Source organism: Streptomyces laculatispora (assembly GCF_017353455.1).
Classification (GTDB): Bacteria; Actinomycetota; Actinomycetes; order Streptomycetales; family Streptomycetaceae; genus Streptomyces; species Streptomyces laculatispora.
The window spans coordinates 18,489-27,457 of record NZ_JAFMPZ010000304.1 but is presented as its reverse complement, the minus strand read 5'-3'; the positions used below and the strand labels follow the sequence as shown (position 1 = coordinate 27,457).

The following is an 8,969-nucleotide window of genomic DNA, read 5'->3' as shown; positions in this document are numbered from 1 at the left end:
GGGCTCACGAACTGACCGAACTCAGCTACCGCGCCGAGCTGCTGACCTCCGAGCTGACCACCAACTCCGTGCGCCACGCCCAGGGTCACGCCGGGGTGCGGCTCCAGTGGCGGCATCCGGTGCTCAGGGTCAGTGTCTGGGACCTGAGCCCGGACCTTCCCAAGCCCTACAGGCCGGCCGTCGGTGCTGAGGCCGAAGCCGGTCGGGGCATGGCCATCCTCGAACTCGTCGCCGACCGCTGGGGCGGATGTGCCATAGGGGAAGGGGAGTTGGGCTCGGGCGGCAAGACCATCTGGTTCGAGCTGGCGCTCGCGACCTGACCGCCGCCTCCATACGCCCCGCTCGGCTCTCGGCGCCCTTCGTCCCCTGGCCTGTCCCGTAGCGCGCCGCCTGTGCGTGCATGGTTCGGCTCGGGCCCCGGTGGCGACCGGCGTCATGCGAACCGACGGCCCTGCCTGTATCCGGGCAAGCGGCATGGTTTATTCCGTCACCGGCGGGCGGAATATCGCATACATGTCAAAACCTCTGCGTTGGGTGGCCGTCCTTGCCTTAGTGATCTGGAGCGTGTTCGCGTTTCAGTGGATGGATAAAGGGTGCAACGTCGTGCAGGCGTACAAGGCGGTCTTCACGTACGGAACACCGGAGGGGTTGGAGTTCCTACCGGCGTGCAACACCTGAGCGAGATCATGGTCTGACGCGAGTGGCGCGGCAGGCATCGATCTGCCGCCACTTCCCTCCCCGCGGCACTGTCTCGCCCCCGCCCTCCACCCCTGGTCGATCCGGCGCCCGCCGGTAGAGTTCCGCGTACACCCATACGGGTGCGGGTGGGACGTACGGTGACGGGCGCGCGGGGAGACCAGGCATGGGGCAGCCGGAGTACGACAGGACCGAGAAGCCGCTGACCAGGCAGCTGACCGCCATGGGGTGGACGCACCTCGCAGGCGGCCAGCCGCACGGCACGGTCACGGAGCCCGGCCCTTCCGGGCGGACGAGCTTCGAGCAGGTCGTCTACGCGCAACGTTTCCGGGACGCCGTGGCTCGGATCAACCCAGGCCCGCACGGCAACACCTGGCTGTCCGACGCCCAGCTGGATCACCTCCTTGCCCGGGTCCGGGGCAAGGCGCCGGGATTCGGAAGCCCGGGAAGGGGTGTTGCGGGCAACCTGGACGCGACCGAGCTCCTGCGCAAGGGGATCAACTCCCGCACCGTCCCCGGCTGGACCAAAGGCAAGCCCGAGCACATCAAGCTCGTCGACTGGGACGGCGAGTTCGAGCACGGCAACGACTTCCTGGCCGTCTCGCAGTTTCGGGTGGAGCGCAAGGACGCCGAACCCGTCATCCCGGACATCGTCCTGTTCGTCAACGGCCTGCCCTGGGTCGTCATCGAGTGCAAGGCCCCCCTGGTGTCCGCCCGGCAGGAACAGCGCGCGGCGCTGGACGCGGCCGTCGAGCAGGTCATCGGCTACGCGGGCGTGGACGCACCCAAGCCCGTCGCGGAGCTCGTACGCTTCGCCCAGGTGCTGATCGGAACGGACCGGGACCACGCCGAACTCGGCACCGTCACCGCCGACTCGCTGCACTTCGCCCCCTGGCGCACCACCCTGCCCGCCACCGAGGAGCAGGTACGTGAGGAGGCCCGCAGGGGCCGCGGCACCCCGCTGAGTGACCAGGACATCCTGGTGGCCGGTGTGCTGAGGCCGGCCCACCTGCTCTCCCTGGTACGGGACTTCACCACGCAGGCCGGAAGCGGTCCGCGCACTGTCAAGATCATCGGCCGCTACCCGCAGTTCAAGGCCGTGCACAAACTCGCCCAGCGCCTGCTGGAACGGCGCGGGAAGATCGATGCCGGTGAGCCGGTCGACCAGCGGGGCGGCGTCGTCTGGCACACCCAGGGTTCCGGGAAGAGCCTCACCATGGCCTTCCTCGTACGCCATCTCCGCAGCACATCCGGTCTCAAGCAACACAAGGTCGTCGTGGTGACGGACCGGCTCGACCTGGAGAAGCAGATCCGGGGGAGCCTCGCGTCGAGCGACCAGAAGGTCTACCGCGCGTCCAGCGTGGCGCAGGCGCGCAGCTACCTCGCGGTGCCCGTGCCCGACCTCGTACTCGTCACCCTGCAGAAGGCGCGCAGGGACGACACGGAGTACGACGGCAGGGAGGAGAAGCTTCCCGAGGCGGACGACGACGGCCACCTGTACAACAAGGCGGAGAACCCGAGCCCTGAGATCGTCGTCCTGATCGACGAAGCCCACCGGGGGCAGGCTCGCTGGCAGCACGCGCGACTGCGCGCCATGCTGCCGAACGCCATGATGGTCGGCTTCACCGGAACCCCGATCCTCAGCGACGACCGGAAGACCACCGAAGACATCTTCGGCCCGTTCGCCGACCTCTACACCCTGCGGGACGCCGAGCGCGACGGGGCCGTGGTGCCGGTGCGATACGAGGCCTTCAGCGTTCCGCTGGAAGTGATCGAGAAGGCGGCGCTGGACGCCGAGTTCGACGAGAAGGTGCCCGAAGACCCCAAGCAGCGCAAGCGCGTCCTGGAGAAGTTCGCGCGACGCAAGGAGATCCTCGAAGCACCCACCGTGATCGAGGCGAAAGCCGACTACATGCTGCGGCACTGGGCGAAGAACGCGCTGCCCGACCGTTTCGGCGCCCAGCTCGCAGCCGTTTCCCGGCTGGCGGCGGTCCGCTACCGGGATGCCCTCCTCAGGGCACGCGACCGTCTGGTGGAGCAGATCGACGCCCTCGAACCGGCAGACATCCACGATCCGATGGCAGCCTTCGAGGCCGAGGGGGAAAAGCGTGAGTTGCTGGACCTGGTTGCTCACCGGGACCTGCTGCGGTCGATCCACGCCGCCGTGGTGATCTCCGAGGCCCAGCCGAACAGCGGGCGCAAGGACCCCGGGACATGGAAGTGCTGGACGTCGAAGTCACAGCAGGACGGCTACATCGAGCGCTTCCAGAAAGGCCTCGGTGACCCGTTTGCCGCTGCCGAAGACCCCGCGTGGAAAGTATCCGCCCACGGGACCTCGGCCTCCGGTCTTGGCACGCCCGGCGGAGCGAGGGAGGAGTGGCACCCGGACGGGCAGCAGCCGGACCCGCCCATGAACGAGAGCGAGGAACCGGGCGAGGCCCCCATGGCCTTCCTGGTCGTGCAGTCGATGCTGCTCACCGGCTTCGACGCCCCCGTTGAGCAGGTGCTCTACCTCGACCGCGCACTGTCCGGCGCGGGGCTGCTCCAGGCGGTCGCCCGTACCAACCGCCCGTACCGGAACAAGCGTTGGGGGCAGGTGGTCGACTTCGTCGGGATCGGCCCGGAGCTGGCCCGTTCGCTCGGGGAGTACGAAAAGGCGCACCTGCGCGAGCTGTACGGCTACGACGCGTCCGTCGACCACCTGGACAAGAAGACGTTCACGGGTGACCAGCCGGTTCGGGACCGTCTGCTGCTCCAGGCAGACGCGGCTGCCATCGCCCTGCTCGCAGATCTGCGTAGCCACGTCTCCGACTTCCTGGACCGGCTGGGCGTCACCTCCCTCAAGGTGGAGGAGCAGCGGGAGGACCTGCTGGCCGCGCTTGAGGACCCGTTGCTGCGCGCCGATTTCGACGAGCTCGCACGTGACTTCCTCAGCGCCCTCAACGCCGTACTGCCGCGACCCGAGGCCCTGAAGTACGAGGCGTTCGCAGGGCTCCTCGGTGAGGTCCAGTACCTGGCCCGTCGCCGCTACCTCGACGGCCGTGACGACTTCAGCCCGCGCCGCTACGGCGCGAAGATCCGGCAGCTGATGGCACGGCACCTGAAGGTGACGAACATCGAGCAGCGAGTCCCGCCCATCGAGCTCACCGCCCCCGACTTCATGGAGCGAGTCAACGCCAACAGTGATGCGCGTACCCGGGTTTCGTACATGTCCAGCTCGGTGAAGGTGCGCATCGCAGCCGAGATCGGCTCCGATCGAGCCCGGTACACCCGCTTCAGCCGACGCCTCGACGAGATCCTTGAGCAGATGCGGGACGACTTCGAGAAGGCCGCCTCCGAGCTCACCCGGCTGGTCGGCGACATGAACGAGAACGAGGCCGAGGACGCAAGTGCGGGCAGCGGGCTCGACCCGTGGACCGAGCGGCCGGTCCACGGACTGCTCGTACAGGAGCTGGAGGACGGTGCACTGACTCCGCCGGGTGCCGACCTGACGGCAGCCGCCCGTGCCCTCACCGTGGAGATCGCCGGGCATGTGCGCTCACCGGACATCGTGCACCTGGCCGATACCAGGGACCGGGTCCGCAAGCACCTTCGTGACAGTCTGGAAAGACATGTCTCCCTGGAGTGGGAGGACACCGGCCCGCTCGCCGGGCTCCTGGTGGAACTGGCCGTCGAGCGCCGTGACGACTTCCTGCGGTACGGGGCGCGCAACGAGCGCTGAGTGAGGGGCGTCGCAGGGAATCCGTGTTGTCGGATGGTAGGAATGCCCCGTGAGTACTCCCGTCCACCAGGCGATCGCGGCACTCCCCGTGCCCGGGGAGTGGACGTGGCAGGTTGTCGTACGGCCCCGACGGCGCACGCTGGGCATTGAGGTTGACGAGAGCGGCGACGTCCTGTTCGCCGTACCGCCGGACGCGGACCCGGCCGCCGTGGCACTGGCCGTGCGGACGAGGCTGCCACGCCTGGCGCGCGAGGTGCGGGACAGGCGGGCGAGGCCGGACGAGCCGGCCAAGGAGCTTGTCGGCGGCACGGGCTTCAGTTACCTGGGGCGACGTCACCGTCTGAAGCTCCTGCCTCCTGGAGAGGGCGGCCGCGTGAGGCTGTACCGGGGCTGGCTGGAACTGCCCAGGCCGCGCACGGCCGACGAAGGCGCCCGCCGGATTGCTCAGTGGTACGAGGCGTGCGGCACCCGGTGGCTCTCCGGGCGGTTGCCCTCGTACGCCTCGCGCGTCGGACTGCCGGTGCCCCGGGTCGAGGCCCGCGACCTGGGGCCCAGGTGGGGAGCGCTGGGGCAGGACGGCACAATCACTGTGCACTGGGCGGTTCTGCAGTTGCCGCCGTCGTTGGTGGACCTGGTGCTGGTACACGAACTCTGCCACCTGCGGGCGCCCGGTCATGGCGTGGCGTTCCGTCGGCAGGTGAGACTTGTGCTTCCGGATGCCGAAGAACGGGAGAAGCTCTTCGCGGACGCCGAACCCGCCCTGTGGCGTGGAGCGGTTCGGTGACCTCGTACAGCTGAAACCCGCCCGGCCGCGAGTCGCGGTATACCCCGCGCGGATACGCCCGACCCCTGTACGGGCGTGGCCGCGCGGAGTGCTTTCAGGCCCCCTTCAGGACGCCTGGCCCGCGTACACGTCGCGGGTGAAGAACTCCGCCAGCACCGGCGCGATCACCTGCGGTGCCAGCTCCCGGGCCTGGCCCGTCAGCGTGCGGTGGCGGCCCCGGGGGAGGGCGTCCGCCAGTTCCTGGCTCGCCGCCCTCGCGGTGTCCGGGCTGAAACCGCCGCCGACCACCAGGGTCCGCGCCGTGACGGAGGCGAACCGCTGGGCCGGCACCGCGCCGTCGCCGAGCAGCGCGTCGTCGTACGCCAGGGTGTGCGCCACGGACTCCAGGCTGCGCCACAGCGGTGCACTCCGCATCCTGGCGATCAGATCGGCCGGGACGCCCGTCACACGCAGGAACAGCTCCACCGCCCCGTCCCGGTCCCCGGCGGACAGCAGCCGGTGCAGCCGGGCCGTGCAGTCCGCCTTGAACAGCAGACCGGCCGGGCCGGGGGTGTACGGCGGCTCGTACACCGCGAGCAGATCGACGGGGAGCCCGGCGGCCTGCGCCTCCAGGGCCAGCGCGCCGCCGGCCCCGACGCCGAACACCGAGGGGCGGCCGCCGACCGCCTCGACGACCGCCCCCAGGTCCTCGATCTCGCGCTCCACCGCGTACGGCGCGCTGTCACCGCTGTCGCCCCGGCCCCGCCTGTCGTAGGTGACCACATGGAAGCGGGGCGCCAGCAGGCGGGCCAGCGGAGCCTCGGTCGCGGCCGTGCCCAGGGCCCCGCCCACCAGGATCACCGGCGGTCCTTCACCCCGGCGCCGGTACGCGATCAGGGTGCCGTCGCGGGAGAGAGTCTTGTCCATGTGAAGGTGGACTGCGGGGCGCCAGGAAACTCATCGCCCGGAGCGAGAAGTTTCTGAACTTTCTCTCCGCACCTGCTCACAGGGGTTGTTGAGCTTTGCTGATCTCCGGTCAGGCTTCAGCCGGCGACCGTCTCGGTGTCGTAGAAGCAGAAGTGGTCCTTGATCGCGGCGACTTCCTCCTTCGGCTCCGGGTACGCCCAGACCAGGTCCGCCGCGTCCGGCAGCGACCAGTAGGAGGCATCCCCCTTGAACGGGCAGTGGGTCCGGGTGTCGGAGGCCGTCAGCAACTCGGTGCGGACGTCCTCGGGCGGCAGGTAGTACCGCACCGGACAGCCGGTCTCGCGCAGGACGAGCGGGCGCCGGCTCTCCGCAAGAGTTACGCCGTCGCGGATCACGCGCACGTGCTCGGCGGCGGGCTCCACGGTGATGAGGTGTCCTCGGGTGGCAGTCATGTGTGGTTCAGCGGCGGGGCACGCCCGTTTCTTCCCCGGCGGCACGGCTGTCGGTGGCGGGTTCTACCGTGGAGGCCATGAAGATCTGCGTATTCCTCTCCGCCGCCGACCTCGACGAGCGCTACACCCGCCCCGCCCGCGAATTCGCCGAACTGCTCGGCCGCGGCGGGCACACCCTGGTCTGGGGCGGCTCGGAGAGCGGGCTGATGAAGGTCGTGGCCGACGGGGTGCAGGAGTCGGGCGGGAAGCTGGTCGGGGTGTCGGTGGACTTCCTGGCCGCGAAGGCGCGTACCAACGCCGACGAGATGGTGATCGCCGGCGATCTCGCCGAGCGCAAGGCGCTGCTCCTGGAGAAGGCCGACGCCGCCGTGATCATGGTGGGCGGCACCGGCACGCTCGACGAGGCCACCGAGATCCTGGAGCTCAAGAAGCACGGCAAGCACACCAAGCCGGTCGTGCTGCTCAACACGGCGGGCTTCTACGACGGTCTGCGCCAGCAGTTCCAGCGCATGGAGGACGAGGGCTTCCTGCCGCTCCCGCTGACCGACCTGGTGTTCTTCGCGAAGGACGGGGTGGGCGCCCTGGCCTACCTGGAGGAGCGGTCCGGCCTGCAGTGATGTGCCGGCGCCGGGGTGGACGGGTGCGACGATGGGGGCATGTCCACTCACCTCATCACCGGCGCCGGCTCCGGCATCGGCGCAGCAGTCGCCCGCCGCCTCCTGGAGCGCGGGGACGATCTCGTACTCCTGACCCGTGACGCGGGCCGTGCCAAGGAGCTCGCCGCGCTGTACCCCGGCGCCCGCACGATCGTCGGCGACCTCTCCAACCCGGACCGGCTCTCCTGGGCCTTCGCCCAGCAGCCGATGCCCGAGCGGCTCGACTCGCTGATGCACATCGCCGGTGTCGTCGAGCTCGGCCGGGTCGGCGAGCTCACGCCCAAGGCCTGGCACCTCCAGCTCAACGCCAACCTCGTGGCCCCGGCCGAACTGACCCGGCTCTTCCTGCCGCAGCTGCGCGTCGCCGAGGGCCACGTCCTCTTCGTCAACTCCGGCGCCGGGCTCGCCGCCCACGCGGAGTGGAGCGCCTACGCGGCGAGCAAGCACGGGCTGAAGGCACTCGCCGACTCGCTTCGCCACGAGGAGCACGGCAACGGGGTCCGGGTGACCACCGTCTACCCCGGGCGCACCGCGAGCCCCATGCAGGCCAAGGTCCACCAGCAGGAGGGCAAGGAGTACGACGCCGAGCGCTGGATCGACCCGGAGTCCATCGCCACCACGATCCTGATGGCGATCGACCTGCCGCGCGACGCCGAGGTCAACGACCTCACGGTGCGCCCCGGCCGCTGACGGCACGGGCCGGGAACCGCCGTAGGCTTCCCGCGTGAGCGAGAAGAGCAAGTTCAGCGGGTGCCCGGCCACCGGAATCGGTTCGATGCCCGGAGGGGACGCACGGGAGGCGGCGAAGACCGTCACCGGCTCCTTCGGGGACGGCCAGGGCGTGCCGTACCTGGCGGAACTGCCCGCGCGCGGGCCGGGCGCGGACATGATCGGGCGGACCATCGGACTGCTCGTCGAGATGTACGGGCACGTCGAGCCGAGCGGCTGGCGGATCAGCGACCGGCCGGGGCGCGACACCCGCCGGGCCCGCTCCTGGCTCGGCGAGGACCTCGACGCGCTGGAGGAGTTCACCCAGGGCTACGAGGGCCCGCTCAAGGTGCAGGCCGTCGGGCCCTGGACGCTGGCCGCCGCGCTGGAACGCCGGGGCGGCGAGGCCGTGCTCGGTGATCCGGGCGCCTGCCGCGACCTGGCGGACTCGCTGGCGGAGGGGCTGCGCAACCACCTCGCCGAGGTACGGCGGCGGATGCCGGGCGCCCAGGTGATCCTCCAGCTCGACGAACCGTCCCTGACCGGGGTCCTGCTCGGGCGGGTCAGGACGGCGAGCGGCTACCGCACCTACCGGGCGGTGGACCGCCAGCTCGTCGAATCCACCCTGCGCGAGGTGCTGGGCGCGGCGGGCGAGGGCGCCTCGGTCGTCCACACCTGCGCGCCCGAGGTCCCGTTCGCACTGCTGCGCCGGGCCGGGGCGGACGGTATCTCGTTCGACTTCTCCCTGCTCACCGAGCGTGAGGAGGAGGCGATCGGGGAAGCCGTCGAGGGCGGTACCCAGCTGTTCCTCGGGGTGGTGCCGGGCACCGACCCGGCCTCGGGCGGATTGTCGGACCCGGGCGGTAGCGTCATGGGGGTCAGGACGCTTTGGCGCAGGCTGGGGCTGAATCCGGGGACTCTGACCGAGTCCGTGGTGATCACCCCCTCATGCGGCCTCGCGGGCGCGTCGCCCGCGTACGCACGGGCCGCGCTCGCCCACTGCGGCCGGGCCGCGAGATCGCTCGCAGACAACCCTGAGTAGCGGG

At 70.4% G+C, this 8,969-nt stretch carries 8 protein-coding genes; 6 read left to right on the top strand and 2 right to left on the bottom strand.

Features of this window, described 5'->3' with window-relative positions:
- From J1C73_RS16780 to J1C73_RS16770, 3 genes are all read left to right on the top strand, one after another.
- On the top strand, window positions 1-320 hold a 320-nt coding region (locus tag J1C73_RS16780), incomplete at its 5' end, for an ATP-binding protein (protein ID WP_207317096.1).
- A gap of 542 nt (window positions 321-862) precedes the next feature.
- Window positions 863-4,417: a type I restriction endonuclease subunit R gene (locus tag J1C73_RS16775; protein WP_207317095.1), complete on the top strand. Its 3,555-nt coding sequence runs from the start codon at window positions 863-865 to the stop codon at window positions 4,415-4,417.
- 49 nt (window positions 4,418-4,466) lie between these two features.
- Window positions 4,467-5,201, top strand: coding sequence for a M48 family metallopeptidase (locus J1C73_RS16770; protein ID WP_207317094.1), 735 nt, complete (start codon window positions 4,467-4,469; stop codon window positions 5,199-5,201).
- A gap of 105 nt (window positions 5,202-5,306) precedes the next feature.
- Here J1C73_RS16770 and J1C73_RS16765 read toward each other — a convergent pair whose 3' ends face one another.
- Both J1C73_RS16765 and J1C73_RS16760 read right to left on the bottom strand, forming a co-directional pair.
- Window positions 5,307-6,107, bottom strand: a complete 801-nt coding sequence (locus J1C73_RS16765) for an alpha/beta fold hydrolase (RefSeq protein WP_207317093.1) — start codon at window positions 6,105-6,107, stop codon at window positions 5,307-5,309.
- Window positions 6,108-6,223: 116 nt separating this feature from the next.
- On the bottom strand, window positions 6,224-6,559 hold the full coding sequence (locus J1C73_RS16760; RefSeq protein WP_207317092.1) for a DUF427 domain-containing protein: 336 nt from the start codon (window positions 6,557-6,559) through the stop codon (window positions 6,224-6,226).
- A gap of 77 nt (window positions 6,560-6,636) precedes the next feature.
- Here J1C73_RS16760 and J1C73_RS16755 point away from each other — a divergent pair, with 77 nt between their 5' ends.
- Genes J1C73_RS16755 through J1C73_RS16745 form a run of 3 tightly spaced genes read left to right on the top strand, consistent with a single transcriptional unit; the run spans window position 6,637 to window position 8,965 of the window.
- Window positions 6,637-7,176 (top strand): LOG family protein, encoded by a 540-nt coding sequence (locus J1C73_RS16755; RefSeq protein ID WP_207317091.1) that lies wholly within the window; start codon window positions 6,637-6,639, stop codon window positions 7,174-7,176.
- A gap of 39 nt (window positions 7,177-7,215) precedes the next feature.
- Entirely contained in the window at window positions 7,216-7,905 is a 690-nt protein-coding gene (locus J1C73_RS16750) for an SDR family oxidoreductase (protein WP_123461801.1), read from the top strand.
- Between the two features lie 34 nt (window positions 7,906-7,939).
- On the top strand, window positions 7,940-8,965 hold the full coding sequence (locus tag J1C73_RS16745; protein ID WP_123461802.1) for a methionine synthase: 1,026 nt from the start codon (window positions 7,940-7,942) through the stop codon (window positions 8,963-8,965).
- Window positions 8,966-8,969: the final 4 nt, after the last annotated feature.

Bases quoted from the DNA above. Each gene is read 5' to 3' on its own strand.
- J1C73_RS16760 (WP_207317092.1), bottom strand. From the start codon at position 6,559: ATGACTGCCACCCGAGGACACCTCATCACCGTGGAGCCCGCCGCCGAG.
- J1C73_RS16755 (WP_207317091.1), top strand. From the start codon at position 6,637: ATGAAGATCTGCGTATTCCTCTCCGCCGCCGACCTCGACGAGCGCTAC.
- J1C73_RS16775 (WP_207317095.1), top strand. From the start codon at position 863: ATGGGGCAGCCGGAGTACGACAGGACCGAGAAGCCGCTGACCAGGCAG.
- J1C73_RS16750 (WP_123461801.1), top strand. From the start codon at position 7,216: ATGTCCACTCACCTCATCACCGGCGCCGGCTCCGGCATCGGCGCAGCA.
- J1C73_RS16765 (WP_207317093.1), bottom strand. From the start codon at position 6,107: ATGGACAAGACTCTCTCCCGCGACGGCACCCTGATCGCGTACCGGCGC.